The organism is Shinella granuli (assembly GCF_004341885.1).
Lineage (GTDB): Bacteria > Pseudomonadota > Alphaproteobacteria > Rhizobiales > Rhizobiaceae > Shinella > Shinella granuli.
Map to the genome: position 1 here is coordinate 100,720 of NZ_SLVX01000019.1, position 18,831 is coordinate 119,550.

At 63.3% G+C, this 18,831-nt stretch carries 23 protein-coding genes; 17 read left to right on the forward strand and 6 right to left on the reverse strand.

Features of this window, described 5'->3' with window-relative positions; all coding sequences use genetic code 11:
- The first annotated feature begins 65 nt into the window (after positions 1-65).
- A complete protein-coding gene (gene visN / locus EV665_RS23815; protein WP_133035969.1) occupies positions 66-809 on the forward strand; it encodes a transcriptional regulator VisN in 744 nt (247 codons plus the stop codon).
- A 133-nt stretch (positions 810-942) separates the two neighbouring features.
- A complete protein-coding gene (visR, locus tag EV665_RS23820; RefSeq protein ID WP_133035970.1) occupies positions 943-1,686 on the forward strand; it encodes a transcriptional regulator VisR in 744 nt (247 codons plus the stop codon).
- Between the two features lie 103 nt (positions 1,687-1,789).
- On the opposite strand, the gene EV665_RS23825 is transcribed toward visR, so the two are convergent.
- The 6 genes from EV665_RS23825 to motA all read right to left on the reverse strand — a co-directional run bounded on the left by EV665_RS23825 (position 1,790) and on the right by motA (position 6,977).
- Positions 1,790-2,233: a hypothetical protein gene (locus tag EV665_RS23825; RefSeq protein WP_064328865.1), complete on the reverse strand. Its 444-nt coding sequence runs from the start codon at positions 2,231-2,233 to the stop codon at positions 1,790-1,792.
- 5 nt (positions 2,234-2,238) lie between these two features.
- Complete coding sequence (gene flhB, locus EV665_RS23830) at positions 2,239-3,372, reverse strand: flagellar biosynthesis protein FlhB (RefSeq protein WP_064328866.1); 1,134 nt, start codon at positions 3,370-3,372, stop codon at positions 2,239-2,241.
- A gap of 57 nt (positions 3,373-3,429) precedes the next feature.
- Positions 3,430-4,470 (reverse strand): flagellar motor switch protein FliG, encoded by a 1,041-nt coding sequence (gene fliG, locus EV665_RS23835; RefSeq protein ID WP_064328867.1) that lies wholly within the window; start codon positions 4,468-4,470, stop codon positions 3,430-3,432.
- Between the two features lie 30 nt (positions 4,471-4,500).
- Positions 4,501-5,091 (reverse strand): flagellar motor switch protein FliN, encoded by a 591-nt coding sequence (gene fliN, locus EV665_RS23840; protein WP_064328868.1) that lies wholly within the window; start codon positions 5,089-5,091, stop codon positions 4,501-4,503.
- A 62-nt stretch (positions 5,092-5,153) separates the two neighbouring features.
- Complete coding sequence (locus EV665_RS23845) at positions 5,154-6,065, reverse strand: FliM/FliN family flagellar motor switch protein (protein ID WP_133035985.1); 912 nt, start codon at positions 6,063-6,065, stop codon at positions 5,154-5,156.
- Positions 6,066-6,104: 39 nt separating this feature from the next.
- Positions 6,105-6,977, reverse strand: coding sequence for a flagellar motor stator protein MotA (gene motA, locus EV665_RS23850; RefSeq protein ID WP_064328870.1), 873 nt, complete (start codon positions 6,975-6,977; stop codon positions 6,105-6,107).
- A 172-nt stretch (positions 6,978-7,149) separates the two neighbouring features.
- On the opposite strand from motA, the gene EV665_RS23855 reads away from it, so the two are divergent.
- The 15 genes from EV665_RS23855 (at position 7,150) to EV665_RS23930 (ending at position 18,596) form a co-directional block, all read left to right on the forward strand.
- Entirely contained in the window at positions 7,150-7,929 is a 780-nt protein-coding gene (locus EV665_RS23855) for a DUF1217 domain-containing protein (protein WP_064328871.1), read from the forward strand.
- Position 7,930: 1 nt separating this feature from the next.
- Positions 7,931-8,656: a flagellar basal-body rod protein FlgF gene (gene flgF / locus EV665_RS23860; RefSeq protein ID WP_133035971.1), complete on the forward strand. Its 726-nt coding sequence runs from the start codon at positions 7,931-7,933 to the stop codon at positions 8,654-8,656.
- 6 nt (positions 8,657-8,662) lie between these two features.
- On the forward strand, positions 8,663-10,069 hold the full coding sequence (fliI, locus tag EV665_RS23865; RefSeq protein WP_133035972.1) for a flagellar protein export ATPase FliI: 1,407 nt from the start codon (positions 8,663-8,665) through the stop codon (positions 10,067-10,069).
- Positions 10,066-10,632 carry a flagellar protein gene (locus tag EV665_RS23870; protein ID WP_133035973.1) on the forward strand — a complete coding sequence of 189 codons (567 nt, stop codon included), beginning with the start codon at positions 10,066-10,068 and terminating at the stop codon, positions 10,630-10,632. The genes fliI and EV665_RS23870 overlap by 4 nt, the downstream gene beginning before the upstream one ends.
- A gap of 320 nt (positions 10,633-10,952) precedes the next feature.
- A complete protein-coding gene (gene flgB, locus EV665_RS23880; RefSeq protein WP_064332389.1) occupies positions 10,953-11,336 on the forward strand; it encodes a flagellar basal body rod protein FlgB in 384 nt (127 codons plus the stop codon).
- Positions 11,337-11,339: 3 nt separating this feature from the next.
- Positions 11,340-11,759 carry a flagellar basal body rod protein FlgC gene (gene flgC, locus EV665_RS23885; RefSeq protein WP_064328875.1) on the forward strand — a complete coding sequence of 140 codons (420 nt, stop codon included), beginning with the start codon at positions 11,340-11,342 and terminating at the stop codon, positions 11,757-11,759.
- Positions 11,756-12,088 carry a flagellar hook-basal body complex protein FliE gene (gene fliE / locus EV665_RS23890; protein ID WP_064328876.1) on the forward strand — a complete coding sequence of 111 codons (333 nt, stop codon included), beginning with the start codon at positions 11,756-11,758 and terminating at the stop codon, positions 12,086-12,088. Before flgC ends, fliE begins: the two co-directional genes overlap by 4 nt.
- A gap of 9 nt (positions 12,089-12,097) precedes the next feature.
- Positions 12,098-12,880: a flagellar basal-body rod protein FlgG gene (gene flgG, locus EV665_RS23895; protein WP_064328877.1), complete on the forward strand. Its 783-nt coding sequence runs from the start codon at positions 12,098-12,100 to the stop codon at positions 12,878-12,880.
- A 19-nt stretch (positions 12,881-12,899) separates the two neighbouring features.
- Positions 12,900-13,409: a flagellar basal body P-ring formation chaperone FlgA gene (flgA, locus tag EV665_RS23900; protein ID WP_064328878.1), complete on the forward strand. Its 510-nt coding sequence runs from the start codon at positions 12,900-12,902 to the stop codon at positions 13,407-13,409.
- Entirely contained in the window at positions 13,409-14,521 is a 1,113-nt protein-coding gene (locus EV665_RS23905) for a flagellar basal body P-ring protein FlgI (protein WP_084437699.1), read from the forward strand. Before flgA ends, EV665_RS23905 begins: the two co-directional genes overlap by 1 nt.
- Positions 14,518-15,066, forward strand: a complete 549-nt coding sequence (locus EV665_RS23910) for a MotE family protein (RefSeq protein WP_064328879.1) — start codon at positions 14,518-14,520, stop codon at positions 15,064-15,066. The genes EV665_RS23905 and EV665_RS23910 overlap by 4 nt, the downstream gene beginning before the upstream one ends.
- Positions 15,063-15,776: a flagellar basal body L-ring protein FlgH gene (gene flgH, locus EV665_RS23915; RefSeq protein ID WP_064328880.1), complete on the forward strand. Its 714-nt coding sequence runs from the start codon at positions 15,063-15,065 to the stop codon at positions 15,774-15,776. The genes EV665_RS23910 and flgH overlap by 4 nt, the downstream gene beginning before the upstream one ends.
- A gap of 14 nt (positions 15,777-15,790) precedes the next feature.
- On the forward strand, positions 15,791-16,303 hold the full coding sequence (locus tag EV665_RS23920) for a flagellar basal body-associated FliL family protein (RefSeq protein ID WP_133035976.1): 513 nt from the start codon (positions 15,791-15,793) through the stop codon (positions 16,301-16,303).
- The gene (gene fliP / locus EV665_RS23925; RefSeq protein WP_133035977.1) at positions 16,300-17,046 is read left to right on the forward strand and encodes a flagellar type III secretion system pore protein FliP; all 747 of its coding nucleotides are present in this window, start codon (positions 16,300-16,302) and stop codon (positions 17,044-17,046) included. Before EV665_RS23920 ends, fliP begins: the two co-directional genes overlap by 4 nt.
- Before the next feature lie 293 nt (positions 17,047-17,339).
- Positions 17,340-18,596, forward strand: a complete 1,257-nt coding sequence (locus tag EV665_RS23930; RefSeq protein WP_133035978.1) for a flagellin N-terminal helical domain-containing protein — start codon at positions 17,340-17,342, stop codon at positions 18,594-18,596.
- Positions 18,597-18,831 lie beyond the last annotated feature (235 nt).

The window sequence follows — 18,831 nt, forward strand, 5'->3', positions numbered from 1 at the left end:
CGGTTCCGAACGTTTGGCGGGAAGGAGGCATGGATCTCCGTTCGGAATCGGAACAGGGGGCTATCATGGAAACGATCCGGTCGGATGTCGCGGCCTGGGAATCCTATGGATTCTCTGCCGAGACGGGTGAGCGTAAGAGTGCGCGTGAACTTTTGGTTCAACACCTGGGACGCTGTGTGGATCGCGCCGGCCTGTCCTGCGGCCTGAGGGCACTGACCGATTATGTCAGCGCCTCCCACTACCTTCTCGTCCGGCACGACATCTCGCCCGAAGCGGGCATGGAGACGGTCGTCGCCTCTGACTGGCCTTTCGACATGGTGCGCAGCATTGCCGGTGCCGTCGTCGCCAGCCAGTCCCGCATGAGCGAACTCGACAAGTGCCTCAGCCTGCTGAAGCCCTGCTTCCATCACATGGCCGACGACATTGCCATGCCGAAGGGCGTCAGCCGTGAATATTGCATCATCGCCTTCCAGGTCGGCCGGGTGCGCATGTCGCTGCTGCTGCTCTTCCCGGAGCATTTCATCCTCTCCCAGAGCAAGCTGCGCGATGTCGGCGTGATGACCGGCTATTTCGCCAGCGTCTGCTGCCAGGGCGTGATCGCCCGGCAGGACCGCGAGATGGACCTCACCGAACGCGAGATCGAGTGCCTCTACTGGATCGCCGAGGGCAAGACGAGCGACGAGATCGCGGTCATCCTCGGCATCTCGCGCAATACGATCAACAACTACATCACCAGCGTGATGCGCAAGACCGCGACCAAGACGCGGTCGGAGGCGATCGCCTGGGCCGTTCGCAACAGCCTCGTCTAGGGCATGTCCAGCCGGAGCGGGATTGCTTCGGCACCGGACAATGCGGCAAAACATATGCCGGAGCGATTGCGGCAAGGTGCTTGAGTGGTTCTGCGTCCGGAACGGCGCAGGATAAACAGACAGGAGAACTGCCATGGACATCCAGCTTTCCTCCCCCGCTGTCCTGGAGACGGAAATCCGCCTCGCGCGGCCGCCGAAGGCGGCGCGGGCGTCCGATTTCGTCTCCCGCCTGCAGGTGATGCAGGCGGTCATCGGCGCCGAGCATTTCGCGGTGCTTCGCCTCAGCGGCCATGGCCTGCCGGCGGCGCGCAAGCTGACCCTGTCGCTGCACAACTGGGCGCAGGATGTCGATGGCAACGCCCGCGCGCTTCTGGAGGCCCATGGCGCTGCCATGCTGGCCCATCTGGAGGCCTCCATGCTGCCGCTTCTCTGGGAAGGAGCGGGGGACAACCAGTTCGCCGAATCGGGCGCCGAACCCTTCACGGCGCGTCTTCCCGCGCGGCTGCTGCCCTGGTCGGGCATCGCCTTTCCCGTTCGCCTCGGCGCGCATGGCAACGGCTATGTCGTCTTCACCGGCACCTTCATCGCCCCGTCCAGCGACCTCATCGTCGACATGCACATGAAGAGCTGCCAGGTGCTCATCGACATGCTGGCCGGCGAGGAGCGCAAGCTCGCGCCGTCCGAAGCGCTCAGCGAACGCGAGATCGCCTGCCTGCAGATGGCGGGCGACGGCTGCATCTCCGAGGCGATCGCCGAGAAGATGGGCCTTTCCGTGCACACGGTGAACGCCTATCTCGGCACGGCCACCACCAAGCTCGACGCGGTCAACCGCATCCAGGCGATCGCCAAGGCCATCCGGCTTGGATATATTACCTGACGCGGTCGCCTGCGAACAGAAACGTTTAGGCACTGCAGCGCCCGCTCTGGCCGGCAGGCCAAAGGGGCGATAGGCGGATCCGTCTACGAAATCACAAATTGCTTCAGTGGGCGTGCTGCGACCCCGAATCGGACTTCACATATTTCGCCTCCGCAAGGCTTTTCCGCAGGAAGTCCGTGTTGTCGTCGGGATCGGCGGACGGATTGTTGAAGGCCACATGGGTGACCTCCACGCCGGCCTTGTCCTTCTGCAGCAGGAGCTTGGCATAGACCGTCACGCCCTGCGGGCGCAGTTCCATGTCCAGCGTCACTTCCGGTTCGGTGTCCCAGTCGAGACGGTAGTCGCCGCCGGCGCCGAAATTGACCGTGCCGGGCAGGAAATAGAGTTCGGCCGCCGAAGAGACCAGGTCGGCGAGGTTCCCGTAGCACTCGAAACGCAACAACGAGACGAGATCGGCGGCATCGAGCAGGCGAAGCTCAGTGGCGACCGGGCAGATTGCTTCTGCAACAATCTTCTCGCGCTCGGCGGAATAGGTGCATTTTCTCATCGGATCTAGTTTACCCGTCTGGTCTGGGGCGAGGCTGCGTAAACCCGGTGAATCAGCTCCGCCACGGCTTTGTAGAACACCGGCGGAATGACACTATCCACCGAGACTTGCGCAAACATTGAGCGGGCGAGCGGCGGATCTTCGAAAACGGGTATTCCGTTCTCCTCGGCGATCTCGCGAATCTTCAGCGCGACGAGGTCCTGGCCCTTGGCGACGACGACCGGCGCATCGCCCTCTTCGCGCACATAGCGCAGCGCGACGGCGAAGTGGGTCGGGTTGGCGATGACGAGCGTGGCGCGCGGCACGGCGGTGATCATGCGGCGGCGGGCGCGGTCGCGCTGGATCGAGCGCATGCGGGCCTTCACGATCGGGTCGCCCTGCGACTGCTTCATTTCCTCCTTCACCTCCTGCTTCGTCATCATCAGCTGGGTGAACCAGTGATGGCGCGTCCAGGCAAAGTCGATGCCGGCGATCAGGGCGGTCGCGAAGAGGATGATCAGCAGAACCTTGTTGATGTCCGACGTCATCATGTAGACGAGCGCCGCCGGCTCGGAGAACATCGTGTCGAGCGAGGCGAAATAGTCGCCGCGCATGGCAAGCGCCACGACAAGCGAGACGATGAGGATCTTGATCAACGACTTGCCGAACTCGACGAGGCCCTGCTTGCCGAACAGGCGCCCGAGGCCCTTCATCGGGCTGAGGCGGGAGATCTGCGGACGCACCCGTTCCAGCACCGGGCTCGGCAGGTTCTGCAACACCGAGGAGGCGATGCCGAACAGCATCATCATCGCGAGGATGGGCAAGAGAAGCGCGCCGGCCTCCCAGCCGAGATGGCGGAAGATGGCGATGACGTCGGTGCCGGTCTTGAGGTTCCAGGCCTCCGGCTGCTCGAAGAAGTCGCGCAGCGTCTCGTTCATGCGGGAAACGCCTCCCGGCATGAAGAAGACGAGGAAGAGATAGATCGCGAGCGTCGAGGCGAAGATGGTGATTTCGCGCGAGAAGGGGGTGTTGCCCTTCTCCATGGCGTCGCGAATCTTCTTCTCGGTCGGCAGTTCTGTTTTGCTGTCCTTGTCTTCGTCCGACACGTCGCGCTCCCGGGCCGTCGTGGACGGCCAAAAACAAACGGCCCGAACCCCCATTCCGGAGATTCGGGCCGCAGATACGCTCCGCCTGTGGCGTTACCGTGTCAAGGAGGATCAGGCCGCCTGGCGCTCCTCTTCCTTTTCCTTCAACTGGATTTGTCCGGCAGCGGCGAGGCGGATGGCTTCCTGCGTGATCGAGCGGCGGGCGATCGCCACTTCGCGCGGGTTGACGCCCTGGTCGCCGGCCGCAAGGTCGGATTCGATCATGCGGCGCTGGCGTGCGCCGATCGAGGAGAGGACCGATTCGCGCAGTTCCATCGAGGCGCCGCGCAGCGCCGCCGTGATGATGTCGCCGGAAACGTCGTTGAACAGCGACACGCGGCTTCTCTGCGGCATGTAGAGCACGTCCTCGAAGAGGAAGATCTTCGGACGGACCTTCTTGACCGATTCGGTCGAGACCGTTTCGAGCGAGGCGAGCATCTCGTCGACCTGTGACTTCTCCAGTTCGTTCATGAGGTCGGCGACCTTGTTCGAACCGATCGAGTTGCGCTCGGCGTCCAGCGCGTTGATCATCTCGATGACGCGTGCCTCGACGATCACGGTGGCCTTCGGGCTCGCATCCTTCAGGTTGACGGTGCGGTTGATGATGTCGGCGCGATGATCGTCCGGGATCTCCAGCAATACCTTGGCGCCGAAGGCCGAAGGCATCATGGAGAGGATATAGGCGATGGTCTGCGGATGCTCGTTGAGCAGGAACTTTGCGACGAAGACCGGATCGGCATCCTGCAGGCGGTCCCAGATGGTCGTCTCGTAGGCCTGGAAGGCGGCGCGGCGGCCAAGCAGGCCGTCCACCTCGTCCGGCGTCAGGCCCTCTTCGAGAATGCCTTCCATCATCTTGGCATTGTCCATCAGGCCCGCGCCCTCGGTGAAGAGGTCCTCGAACTCGTTGACGAGATCGATCAGTTCATGCGGCGGGATGGCGCGCAGGTTCTGCGCGGCGGCGATGATCGCCTGGAGCTCGCTCTGGGTGAAATATTTGAGCAGCTTGCCGGCAACACCCTTGCCCATGGCGAGAAGCACGGCTGCCGCCTTCTCGACCTGCGTCAGCGGTGCGCCGACCGCCGTGGAGGTGCCGAAATTTTCGAAATCCATCATGGATCCATCCCCCTGAGACCTCAACCGGTATCAGATCTTGCGTGTACTCTTCACTTCGATGAGCTTGACCCCGAAGCGGGTGTCGTCGTTTTCAAGAACGGTGATTTCGCCGCGGCCGATGACGCGGCCATTGACCATGACCTCGACGGGTTCGCCGATGCGGCGGTCGAGCGCGATCGTGGCGCCCTCGGAAAGGTTCATGAGGCTGGAGACCTGCATCTGCGAGGAACCCAGCACGATCTGCAGATCGATCGGGATGTCCATGATGAGGTCGAGGTTGGACTGCAGCGCGCTGCCCGGCCGTGCCGGCTCGCTCGGCTCGGCGCTAAAATCGCTGCCGCCGAAATCGCTGCCGCCGCTGAAATCCGAACCGCCGAAGCTGGCGCCGGCGTCGAAATCCGGAGTGGTCGCGCCGCCGGCGAAGTCGGAAGAGCCGAAATCGCCACCAAAGGCGGCCAGCGGGTCGTTGTCGACGGTCGCCGGCAGGTCGGCGGAAAAACCGCCGGAGGAATCTTTCTGAAGAACGCCGCGCAGGTCGTCGATCGCCTGCTCCAGTTCCTGGTCGCCCGCATTGAGGGAAGACGTCATGTCGTCAGCGATGGGTGTTTTCTTCGGTGCCATAAGACCACTATTCCATTCGAAACTTGCCCGAGGCGTGCCGCCGGGCAGGCATCATGCCCAAACTATCCGATGAGATGCTGGAGGATGTCTTCCTCCGAGCCGTATGTATCCTTGACGCGAACCGTGTAGCGGGCGCCGGAGCGACCGAATTCGCAGACATAGAGGTTTCGGCCGTTCGCGTTGACCTCCACGCGCACGTCGCCGGCCTCGTTGAACGGGATGATGTCGCCGGCCTGCAGGCGGCTGATCGTGTCGAGCGTCTGCGCTTCCAGGCGGATGCGCGCCTCCAGCGACACCTTGGAGCGGCGGACCTGCTCACCGAGCTGCTCGCTCCACTCGACGCGGGTCTTCGGTGCATTGGCGGGCTTGGGCGCGGCGATGGTCGACTTCAGAAGAACGGCCTGGGGCACGATGACGTGGAAGGTCGAAAGCACCGGGCCGATGCCGACGGCCATGTTGACCATGGCGACGAAGGCCTCGTCCGTGCCGTCATCGGAGGCCTTGCGGGTCTCCATATTGTGTGCCGGGCCGAGTATCGGCTCGAAGCCGTTCGCGCCCATGACGGCGGTCTTTAGCACGCCGGAAATCCGGTCGAACATCATGGCGGCAAGGTCGAGCTCGATCTTGGAGAGCGGGCGCGGCTCCGGATCGTCGATCGCGTCGCTGACGGCGCCGAGCATGTTCTCGACCAGCGTGATGATCATCGGGCTGTCACAGATCAGCGTGAAGCGATCGCACCAGTCGCGCAGCGACGCATCGCAGCAGGCCATGGCGCCGCCGAGGCCTTCGACCAGCGGGCCGTACTTGCCCGTCGCAAAACCCGCATAGGAGACCGCGACCTCGAAGCCGAGTTCGCTTTCCAGCATGTCCGGCAGGAACTCGGCGAAGACGTCGCCGAGGCTGGCGCAGAGCTTGGAGATCGTCGCCTGGTCGCCGAGCCGGCCGGTCAGGCGCGCCAGCACGATCGGATCCATGGCGGAAGGGGCTTCGGTCACGCGTGCTTCCTTCATCTCTTAGGCCGCCTTCGAACCGCCGCCGGGATTCATCATTTCCTGCTCCACCGCGTCGATGGAGGGGCGCTCGTAGGAGGAGATGGTCTTGCGGCCGTATTCCAGCGCGACCTGCGGCACGGAGCCGTTCATGTAGGCGAGCAGCGTCTGCTTGACGATGATGTAGAGGCGGTTCTGCTTCTCGCGCACGACCTTGATGTTGGTGGTGACGGGCGTGACGATCGAATAGGACAGGAACACGCCGAGCAGCGTGCCGACGAGGGCGGCGGCGATCTTGCCGCCGAGGATTTCCGGGCTTTCGTTGATGGCGCCCATGGCCTTGATGACCCCGAGAACGGCCGCGACGATGCCGATGGCCGGGAAGGCGTCGCCCATCGTGTTGAGTGCGTTGTAGGGCTTCATCTTGTCGCGCGTGATCGTCTGGATCTCCTCGTCCATCAGCGCCTCGATCTCGTGGCTGCGGGCATTGCCGATGATGATGAGGCGGACGTAGTCGCAGATGAAGGCGGTCAGTTCCTTGTTGGCGAGCACTGTCGGGGCGGACTGGAAGATCGGCGATTCGGCCGGGTTGTCGATATGCGCCTCGATCTCGTTGCGCGACTTGGTGCGCAGGTCCCGCATCAGGCTGTAGAGCACGCCGAGCGTATCGAGATAGTGGCGTTCCTTCGGAACCTTGTGCTTGAAGGCCTCGCCCAGAGCCTTTCCGGTCTCCTTGATCACCTTCATCGTGTTGGCCACGATGAAGCCGCCGATCCCGGCGCCGCCGATGATCAGGAGTTCGAAGGGCTGGTTCAGCACTTCCAGATGACCACCCATGGCCATGTAGCCGCCAAGGACGCAGCCGAAGGTAACGATTAGACCGATAACGATGTTCATGAGCGCAGGTGTCCCGACACAATTCTGACCGTTCCGGAAATACGGTTCCAGCCTTGCGTGAAGCTGTACCTAACGGCAGGTTTACCGATCAGGTTCGCGCAAGCAAAAGCCGCGAGGATCATGGTTCAAAACGGGCATTCATGCCCTCCCGAACCCTGATCGGCGGCCCATCGTGACGACCACCTATACGAGCTACAAGCTGATTACCGCGGACCTCCAGACGTCGCTGAAGCGCGTTTCGGAGCAGCCGGATGTCAAGCGCGAGACGGAATACTATCTCGCCAGGATCGGCAGCGTGAAATCGATCGACGATTTCTTCGCCGATGCCAGGCTCTACAATTACGCGATGAAGGCGCACGGGCTGGAGGACATGGCCTATGCCAAGGCCTTCATGCGCAAGGTGCTGACGGAAGGCGTGGACGACAAGGCGGCCTTCGCCAACCGGCTCTCCGACACGCGCTACAAGGAACTGGCGGAGTCGCTGAACTTCGCAAGGCACGGCGAGCTTGCCACCACCTTCGAGCGCGCCCAGAAGGGCGTCGTCGAAAAATACACCCGCCAGACGCTGGAAATCAGCGCCGGCGAGGACAATACCGGCGTGCGGCTCGCGCTCTATTTCGAGCGCATGGCATCCTCCATCACGTCGGGCTATTCGATCATCGCTGACGACGCGCTGGCGCAGGTCGTGCGCACCGCGCTGCAGCTTCCCGCGGAATTCGCCGCCACCGATATCGACCGGCAGGCGGAATTCTACGAGGACGTGCTCAACCTCGAGGACTTCAAGGACACCTCGAAGATCGGCAAGTTCCTCGAGCGCTTCACTTCGATGTGGGAGCTGGAGAACCCTTCCGGCAGCTACGACCCGATGACCGCCTTCCAGCCGTCGAGCCTCACCGGCATTTCGACGGATCTGCTCATTTCCATCAACAATCTGAAACTCGGAGGTCGCTGACGTGCAGACCGGACTCTATGTATCGCTTTCGTCCCAGCTCGCGCTCGACCGACGCCTGACGACGCTGGCCGACAACGTCGCGAATTCCACGACGGTCGGCTTCCGCGCCACGGAAGTGAAGTTCAATCAGGTCGTCAGCGACCAGAAGGTCGCCGATGTCGCCTTCGTGTCGCAGGGCAACGAGTTCCTCTCCACGCGCAGCGGCGGCATGACCGAGACCGGCGGCACGCTCGACTTCGCCATCAAGGGTGACGCCTGGTTCCAGGTGCAGACGCCCTCCGGCCCGACGCTGACGCGCGACGGCCGCTTCACGGTGACCGATGCCGGCGAGCTCGTCACCCTCAACGGTTATGCGGTGCTCGATGCCGGCGGCGGGCCGATCCAGCTCGATCTCGCCAACGGGCCGATCCTGCTCAGCGCCGACGGCCAGCTCAACCAGAACGGCCAGCCCATCGCCGCGCTCGGCCTGTTCCAGGCGGATCTTTCCGGCGGCTTCGTGCGCGCCGGCAACAGCGGCATCATCACCACCATCCCGCCGGAACCGGTCGTCGACCGCATCGATGCCGGCGTGGTGCAGGGCTATATCGAGGAATCCAACGTCAACGCCATCGGCGAGATGACGCAGTTGATCCAGGTCACGCGCGCCTTCGAGAGCATCGCCTCGCTGATGCGCGACTCTGAGGAATCGCTGAAGGAAGCCATCCGCACCTTCGGCGGAAACCGGTAAGCGCCCATGAGTTCGGCACAGGGCGGCACGAGCAACGAAACGGGCAGGGCAGGCGGCAAGCTGAATGCGCTGGCTGGCCTCGTCAAACGGTACTCCTCCCCGGAATTCTCCGTGGCGCATGGCGGTCATGTCCAGACCATCGCGGCCGGGAACTATACGGTCAGCGGCTTGTCGCGCCATGTGCGGCTCGGCGAGTTCGTCGCCCATCGCAGCCCGACCGGCATCCATCTCGGCGAGGTCGTCCGCGTCGAGCCGGATACGGTCGTCGTCTGCCCGATCGAGCCGGGCGAGCCGATCGGCATCCACGACGTGGTGATCCGCAAGGGCGCCTTCCGCGTCGCGCCGACATCGGCCTGGTGCGGCCGCACGATCAACGCGCTGGGCGAGCCGATCGACGGGCTCGGCCCGCTCGTGCAGGGCGGCGTGCGCCGCTCGATCTCCAATTCCGCCCCGCCCTCGATGACGCGCAAGCGCGTCGAGACCGGCTTCGGCACCGGCGTGCGGGCGATCGACATCTTCGCCCCGCTCTGCCTCGGCCAGCGCCTCGGCATCTTCGCCGGTTCCGGTGTCGGCAAGTCCACGCTGCTCTCGATGCTGGCGCGGGCCGATGCCTTCGACAAGGTGGTCATCGCGCTGGTCGGCGAACGCGGCCGTGAAGTGCGCGAATTCATCGAGGACACGCTCGGCGACAACCTCGCCAAGTCGGTCGCCGTCGTCGCCACCAGCGACGAAAGCCCGATGCTGCGCAAGATGGCGCCGCTGACCGCCGTGACGATCGCCGAGCACTATCGCGACCAGGGCGACAACGTGCTCCTGATCATCGACAGCGTGACGCGCTTCGCCCATGCCATCCGCGAGGTGGCGACCGCCTCCGGCGAGCCGCCGATCGCCCGCGGCTACCCGGCCTCCGTCTTCACGGAGCTGCCGCGCCTCCTGGAGCGCGCCGGGCCGGGTGCGGAAGGCGCGGGCACGATCACGGCGATCATCTCGATCCTCGTCGACGGCGACAACCACAACGACCCGATCGCCGACTCGACGCGCGGCATCCTCGACGGCCACATCGTGCTGGAACGCAGCCTTGCCGAAGAGGGGCGCTATCCGCCGATCAACCCGCTCGCCTCGATCTCGCGTCTTGCCCGCAAGGCCTGGACGCCGGACCAGGAACGGCTGGTGGCGCGGCTGAAGGCGCTGATCCATCGCTTCGAGGAAACGCGGGACCTGCGCCTCATCGGCGGCTATCGCCCCGGCGCCGATCCCGACCTCGACATGGCGATCAAGCAGGTGCCGATCATCTATGAGGTTCTGAAACAGACGCCGGGCGAACCGCCCGCGGGCGATGCATTCTCCGATCTTGCCATGGCGCTGAAGAATGCGGCCGGGCAGGGCGGTGCGCCGGCAACGAGAAGGGGATGACAGTGACGGATTTCGACGCGGACCAGGTCATTCAGCCGATGAAGCGCGCGGAAAAGGGGCGTTATTCGACGGGTGACAAGCTTCTGGTGGGCACGGGCGTGCTGCTCGCCGCCATGGCGGCCTTCTTCCCCTGGTATGTCTTCCTGAACCCGGAAAAATTCTCCGTGCCGGCCCTCTGGGAAGGCACGACCCGCGATCTGCCGGAGACGGCGGCGAAGGAGGTGATGAGCGTCTCGCCCGCCGCCATGGTGGACAATGACAGCGATCCGGGGCTGGAAAGCCTCGACCCCGTTTCGACCGCCACAGCGCCCAGCGTCGGTGAGAAGGACAAGACGCTCGGCACGCCGGTCGAAACCGGTCTCGACCAGCCGCTGCCGGCCTCGTCCGGCTTCCGACTGATGCATGTGGCCAACGGCCGGGCGCTGATCGAGGATGCCAGCGGCATGTATATCGTGCGCGTCGGCTCGATCCTGCCCGACAACAGCCGTCTTGCGACCCTCGAACAGCGCGACGGCGCCTGGGTCATCGTCACGTCGAACGGCGACATCATCAAGCGCAACTGACGAAGATCCCGAAGGCAAGGCAATCGCCTATGGTCTTGCCACTCACCCGAGCCCTCTTCCCGCAAGCGGGGAGAGGGACTTGCCCCGCAAAACAGTCATTGGTTGGGGAAACCGGCGCGGCCTATACCCTTCTCCCCACTTGCGGAGAGAAGGTGGCCGGCAGGCCGGATGAGGGGCACGTCGTGCGGCAGGCGGAGAATGCTTCCGCTCCCCACACTTATTCCCCCGCAATTTCAGCCGGTTGCAAACAAACCGCCGCGCAGCAAGTCTGACGCAAGATTGGCTCCGTAGGTTCGCCGTGAACAAGGATGGAGCTTGTCATGCAACCGATACAACTGTTTGAACTGGCCTCGAAACAAGCCGAATGGCTATCCGTCCGCCAGAGTGTGGTTGCAGGCAATATCGCCAACGCCAACACCCCCGGGTTCAAGGCGAAGGACGTCACCCCCTTTCAGGCGGTGCTCGAAACGACGGGCATCCGCATGGCGGCGACGCAGCCCGGCCATTTCACCGACGCAAGCGAAATGGCCAGCCGCGTCGTCGAGACCAAGCCCTCCGACGAGATCGGCGTGCAGGAGTCCGGCAACACCGTCGGCCTTGCCGAGGAACTCATGAAGCAGGGCCAGGTCAAGCGTGAGTTCGATATGAATGCCGGCCTCGTCAAGGCCTTTCATCGCATGATGCTGATGACAGTCAGAAGGTAAAAAATGGATCCGCTCGTAGCTTCAATGAAAGTCGCGGCCTCGGGACTTGAGGCGCAATCCACCCGTATCCGCATCGTCTCGGAAAACCTGGCGAACGCCCGTTCGACCGGCGACGTCCCCGGTGCCGATCCCTTCCGCCGCAAGACGGTGACCTTCGCGGCCGAGCTGGACCGGGCGTCCGGCGCCTCGCTCGTCGAGGTCCAGCGCCTCGGCTTCGACGAGGGCGCGTTCTCGACGGAATACGACCCCGGCAACCCGGCGGCCAACGCCGAGGGCATCGTCAAGATGCCGAACGTCAACATGCTGGTGGAAATGGCCGACATGCGGGAAGCCAACCGCTCTTATGAAGCCAACCTGCAGAGCATCAAGCAGTCGCGCGACCTGATCAGCGCTACCATCGACCTCCTGAGGGCCTCGCAATGATCGAAAGCGTAAAGGGCGTCAATTCGCTCTTCTCCACCAACGCCCTCTCGGGCGTCACCAGCGAGACCTCCGGCTCCGTTTCCGCCGCCGCCGCGCAGGGAACGGGAACCCAGATGAGTTTCGCCCAGGTGATGGGCGACATGGCGACGGACATGGTGGACCGGCTGAAGCTCAGCGAGACCAAGTCCTTCGAAGCCATCCAGGGCAAGGCATCGACCCGCGAAGTGGTCGACGCCGTCATGAATGCCGAGCAGACGCTGCAGACCGCCATCGCCATCCGCGACAAGGTCGTCACCGCCTATCTCGAAGTCGCAAGAATGCAGATCTGAGGACCGGACATGAAAGCCCTAGCCATCGCCGCCACCGGCATGAACGCGCAGCAGACCAACCTTGAAGTCATCGCGAACAACATCGCGAACATCAACACGACCGGCTTCAAGCGCGCCCGAGCCGAATTCTCTGACCTCCTCTACCAGACCGAGCGCGCTGCCGGCGTGCCGAACCGCGCCAACCAGGCGGTCGTGCCGGAAGGCGCGATCATCGGCCTCGGCGTGAAGACGGCCGCCATCCGCAACCTGCATCTCCAGGGCGGCCTGACGAGCACCGGCAATTCCTTCGACCTCGCACTGATCGGCCGCGGCTGGTTTCAGATCGAGGCAGCGGACGGCTCCACGCTCTACACCCGCGCCGGCGCCTTCAACACGAACGCCGAAGGCCAGCTCGTGACCCTCGACGGCTACACCGTCGTTCCCGGCATCAACGTGCCGCAGGATGCGACGGAGATTACGGTCAGCAAGTCCGGCCAGGTCTATGCCACCGTCGCCGGCGAGCAGCAGGAACTCGGCCAGATCACGCTGGCGAACTTCGTCAACGAGGCGGGCCTGGAACCGCTCGGCGAGAACCTCTTCCGCGAAACCGCAGCCTCCGGCCCGGCCAATGTCGGTGCACCGGACGAGGCGGGCTTCGCCTATATCCAGCAGAACTACCTCGAAGCCTCCAACGTCGATCCGGTCAAGGAAATCACCGACCTGATCTCGGCCCAGCGCGCTTATGAGATGAATTCCAAGATCATCCAGGCCGCGGACGAGATGGCGGCCGTGGTCAGCAAGAACCTGAGATAGCAACCAACACGCGGGGAACATGATGTTTCGCCTGAAAGCAGCTCTTCGGAGTGGAAAGACCCTGCCAGCCCGGTGGCGCGCGATCCTTCTCGCGCCTGCCGCGCTCGTCGGTCTTCTCGTGGCCGACGCGGCTCTGGCCAATGGGCGCACCGCCGTCGTGCCCAAGCGCATCATCTATCCCGGCGAGGAGATCCAGGCGGGCCAGCTCGAAGTGGTCGAGGTGACCAACCCGAACATCGTCAAGGGATTTGCCGAAAGCATTTCCGATGTCAGCGGGCTCATTACGAAGCGCACATTGCTGCCCGGCCGCGTCATCCTCGTCTCGGCCCTGCGCGAACCCTTCGTCGTGAACCGCGGCTCGACCGTGCAGATGGTCTTCGACAACGGTTCGCTCGTCATCCGCGCCAACGGCACGCCCCTGCAGGACGCTGCCGTCGGCGAACTCATCCGGATCCGCAACAAGGATTCGGGCGTGATCGTCTCCGGCACGGTCATGGCCGACGGAACCGTGCATGTGGTGGCGAAATGATGCGTGATCTCTTCTCCCGCGCCCTTGCCGTTCTCGCCTGCCTCATGCTGGCGGCCGGACCGGCGCTGCCGGCGGCCCGCATCAAGGATGTCGCCTCGTTGCAGGCCGGCCGCGACAACCAGTTGATCGGCTACGGCCTCGTCGTCGGCCTCCAGGGCACGGGCGACAGCATGCGTTCCTCGCCTTTCACCGAACAGTCCATGCGGGCGATGCTGCAGAACCTCGGCATCTCCATGGTGGGCACCCAGACGCGCGCCAAGAACATCGCGGCCGTGCTCGTCACCGCCAACCTGCCACCCTTCGCAAGCCCCGGCAGCCGCATCGACGTGACCGTCGGTTCGCTCGGCGATGCCTCGTCGCTGCGCGGCGGCACGCTCGTCATGACCTCGCTTTCGGGCGCCGATGGCCAGATCTATGCGGTTGCGCAGGGCTCGATCGTCGTCACCGGCATCAGCGCCAGCGGCGAGGCCGCCACGGTGCAGCAGGGCGTCACCACGGCCGGCCGGGTGCCGAACGGCGCGATCATCGAGCGCGAACTGCCCTCGCGCTTCAAGGACAGTTCCGATCTCGTGCTGCAATTGCGCAATCCCGATTTTTCCACCTCCGTCGGCATGGCGGATGCGATCAACCGCTATGCGGCCGCACAGTATGGTTCGCCGATCGCCGAATCGCGCGATTCGCAGTCGGTCTACGTTTCCAAGCCGAAGATGGCGGATCTTTCCCGCCTGATGGCCGATATAGAGAACCTCGTCATCGAGACCGATGCGCCTGCGCGCGTCGTCGTCAACGAGCGCACGGGAACGATCGTCATCGGCCAGGACGTGCGCATCTCGCCCGTCGCCGTCAGTTACGGCACGCTCACCGTGCAGATCAACGAAATGCCGAAGGTCGTGCAACCCGAGCCCTTTTCCAGGGGCGAGACGGCGGTGGAGCCGAACACGGACATCCTCGTCCAGCAGGATGGCGGCACGGTCGCCCTGCTCGACGGCTCGAGCCTGCGCTCGCTGGTCACCGGTCTCAACAGCATTGGCGTCAAGCCGGATGGCATCATCTCCATCCTGCAGAGCATCAAGACCGCAGGCGCCCTCCAGGCAGAACTGGTGCTGCAATGACCGATGTCACGACCCTTACCGCCTTGAAGACGCTGGCGCGCAAGCTCGCGCTGCCGATGGCCGGCTTCGTGCTCATGGCCATTCCCGGCGCCTTCGCCGAGGAACGCCCCGTCATTATGACGACCAAGGCGACCGCTGACGAGATCCGCGAATTCTGCACCAACATCGCGGACGCGGCGCGCGACCAGCGCTACCTGCTCCAGAAGCAGGAACTGGAAAACCTCCAGAAGGACATCGACGCGCGCATCAAAACGCTGGAAACCCGCCGCGCCGAATATGAGGACTGGCTCAACCGTCGCAACAACTTCCTCAAGACGGCCGAGGCCGGGCTCGTCGAGATCTATCGCAAGATGAAGCCCGATGCGGCTGCCGCCCAGCTTGCCGAGATCAATCCGGAGATCGCCTCGGCGATCGTCATGAAGCTGCCGCCGCGCCAGTCGAGCACCATCCTGGCCGAAATGCCGGCCGACAAGGCCGCGTTGCTCACCCGTCTCATCGCCATTGCAGGCGATCCGAATACGTCAAAGGCAAAGGACCCGTCATGATGAAGAAGATCGCCTCCGCACTCGCCGTGGCGCTCACGCTTTCGAGTTGCACGAGCCAGGCCCTCGACGAAATCGGCCGCGCGCCCTCGATGAGCCCGATCGGCAGCGGCCTCAACTATGCCGAAACGCCGCAGATGGCCATGTATCCCAAGCAGCCGCGCACGGCGGTTGCCGGCTATTCGATCTGGAGCGACCAGCAGTCGGCGCTCTTCAAGGATTCGCGCGCCTTCAAGGTGGGCGACATCCTCACCGTCAAGATCCGCGTCAACGACCGGGCAAGCTTCGACAACAAGACCGATCGCTCGCGCACCAACAAGAGCGGCATGAATTTCGGCTTCGGCGGCTCGGGCAACAATTTCAAGGTCGATACGGAAGCCGACCTCAACTACGGCTCCTCGACCAGCACCAAGGGCGACGGCTCGACGGAGCGCTCGGAAAAGCTGAACCTGCTCGTCGCCGCCGTGGTGACGGGCGTCATCGAGAACGGCAATCTCCTGATCAGCGGTTCGCAGGAAGTGCGCGTCAACCACGAGCTTCGCATCCTCAACGTCGCCGGCATCGTGCGCCCGCAGGATGTCGATGCCGACAACCAGATCGCCTATGAGCGCATCGCGGAAGCCCGCATCTCCTATGGCGGCCGCGGCCGCCTGACCGAGGTGCAGCAGCCGCCATGGGGCCAGCAGGCCGTCGACCTGCTCTCGCCGATCTGAAGGGAAGCACCACCATGGCGGACGAAGAACCGGTCGTCGAGAAGAAGAAGCCGACGCTGATCCTCACCATCGCGGCCATCGCCGTGCTGACGCTGCTGGCAGGCGGCGGCGGCTGGCTGGTGGGCAACATGCTCGCCCCCCCGCCTGCGGAACCGGCGGAGGAGGCGAAGGCGGGGGCCGAGGGTGGCCATGGCGGCGCGGAAGGCGAGACGGCCGAGGTCGTGCCGCATATCTCCACCGAGGCGAACGGCGTCGTCCTGCTCGACCCGATCACCAGCAACCTTGCCTATCCCTCGGACAACCGCATCCGCCTCGAAGTCGCGCTGATGTTCAAGGGCGTGCCCGACGTCACGCTCGCCGAGGAGATCCACCAGGACATCCTCGCCTATATGCGCACCGTCTCCCTGCAGCAGGTGCAGGGACCGCGCGGGTTCCAATATCTCCGGGAAGACCTGCAGGAGCGGGTTGACCTCAGGTCCGAAGGGCGCGTAACCAACGTCATGTTCCGGACCTTTGTGATCGAATGATTCGAGCCTTTCTGACCTTCGTCGCCATGATGGCGATGACCGGTATGGCCTACGCCCAGCAGCAGTTGCAGCTGCCGGGCGATTTGCTGAATGCGCAGGTCGACGGGTCGGTCGCCTCCTGGATCATCCGCACCTTCGGGCTGCTCACCGTGCTGTCGGTGGCCCCCGGCATCCTCATCATGGTGACGAGCTTTCCGCGCTTCGTCATCGCCTTCTCGATCCTTCGTTCCGGCATGGGCCTCGCCACGACGCCCTCGAACATGATTCTCGTCTCGCTCGCGCTGTTCATGACCTTCTACGTCATGGCGCCGACCTTCGACCGGGCCTGGCAGAACGGCGTCGAGCCGCTGATCGCCAACCAGATCGACGAGACGGAAGCGGCCAGGCGCATCGCCGAACCCTTCCGCGAGTTCATGGTCGCCAATACCCGCGACAAGGATCTCGAACTCTTCATCTCGCTGGCGGAAGAACGCGGCCAGACGGTGGTGGAGAACAATGTCGCGGACCTGCGCGTCGTCATCCCGGCCTTCATGATCTCGGAAATCCGCCGCGGCTTCGAGATCGGCTTCCTCGTCGTCCTGCCCTTCCTCGTCATCGACATGATCGTCGCCACCATCACCATGGCCATGGGCATGATGATGCTGCCGCCGACCTCGATCTCGCTGCCCTTCAAGATCCTGTTCTTCGTGCTCATCGACGGCTGGAACCTGCTCGTCGGCAGCCTTGTCCGCTCCTTCAGCTAGCGTATTCCGCCAGTAAAGCGACGCAGCTCCTCCGGTATTGCGCAGACGCTCCGGACTTTCTTAACCATAAAATTTTACCAGCGGTTAACCATACTTGGCGACCGCTCGAAAGCCCCTTGTCGATTTAAGGAGTTGGCAAGGATTGGCTGCGAGTTTTGCTTGGACACGACGGGTTTGGTATCCCTTCAGATCCCTGGAGAAACCGAGTTGGCATGATGCCGAACCGCCGTAACCGGTAAAGTTTTCAGTCCGGTATGTCCCCCACCAGTATTACGTTCAAAGGGACAACGATAATGACGAGCATTCTCACCAACGCAGCAGCCATGTCTGCCCTCCAGACGCTGCGCTCCATCAACAACGGCATGGAAGACACGCAGGCGCGCGTTTCCTCGGGCCTGCGCGTCGGTGGCGCGGCTGACAACGCTGCTTACTGGTCGATCGCGACCACCATGCGCTCCGACAACATGGCGCTCTCCGCCGTTCAGGACGCCCTCGGCCTCGGTGCTGCCAAGGTTGATACCGCTTATGCGGGTATGGAGTCCTCGATTGAAGTAGTCAAGGAAATCAAGAAAAAGCTGGTAACGGCGACGGAAGACGGCGTCGATAAAGCGAAGGTGCAGGGCGAAATCGCTCAGCTTCAGGATCAGCTGAAGGGCATTGCTGATGCGGCGTCTTTCTCTGGAGAAAACTGGCTGAAGGCTGATGCCGGGGCCGCAGCGATCAAAGACGTTGTCGGCTCCTTCGTTCGTGATGACAACGGCAACGTCTCGGTCAAGAAGATCGGTTACACGCTTGACGATAAGACTGTTCTCTTTGACTCGACGAACAACACGCCGTTGACGACGTATGGCTCGGGCATTCTTGACGCCCAGGCGCAATACAATGGCACGGATGGCGTTAATGTCGACATCACGATCAATGGCGTCGCTTCGTCGCCTGCCGTTAAGGGTTATAGCACGAACGAGCTGCTCACGCTCGGCTTGACCTTCACGACGAATACGACGACCAATCAAACTGTTGCTGATAATGCGGGCACTGTAGAGTACCTGCGTCTTGACGGACAGGACAAGTGGGTGAAACTGACCGCGACTGCGCCGACGACTGGTCAGGCTGTTGCCTACAACGATGGTTCCACTGACTACTTCGTCGATACTGCCGATCTACCGACGAACGTTGTCAACGCAGATGCTGGGTTCTCCGTTTACAACCTCGACATCACGAAGTTGGATACCGTTGCAACCGCGATGGGTGGTAGTTTTACTGAAGCCGACGCTCTGGATTTCATGATCCAGTATATCGATGATCAGCTCCAGACCATGACCAGCGCGGCTGCATCGCTCGGCTCCATTTCTTCACGCATCGAGCTGCAGGAAGAATTCGCCTCAAAGCTGTCCGCAGCCATCGACAAGGGCGTCGGTCGCCTGGTTGATGCGGATATGAACGAGGAATCGACCCGCCTGAAGGCACTGCAGACGCAGCAGCAGCTCGCCATCCAGTCGCTGTCGATTGCTAACAGCGCGTCGCAGAACATCCTGTCTCTGTTCCGTTAATACGGTGGGAAACAGGAAGGGTGAGTGGAGTTTGACTGTTCACCTACGCTTTGAGCCGCTCCCGAGAGGGGGCGGCTTTATCATTTCATTAACACTTTCTTGATACGCGCGCGCGACGGTTGTGAATAATCACTTCTCGCGTGAGAGCGGCGGTGCAAAAGTCGGCCACGGTAGCGGCGGCATAATGCTGCTGCGGGCGGAGTAAAATCCGGCCACCTATTTCCTTTCTGCAACG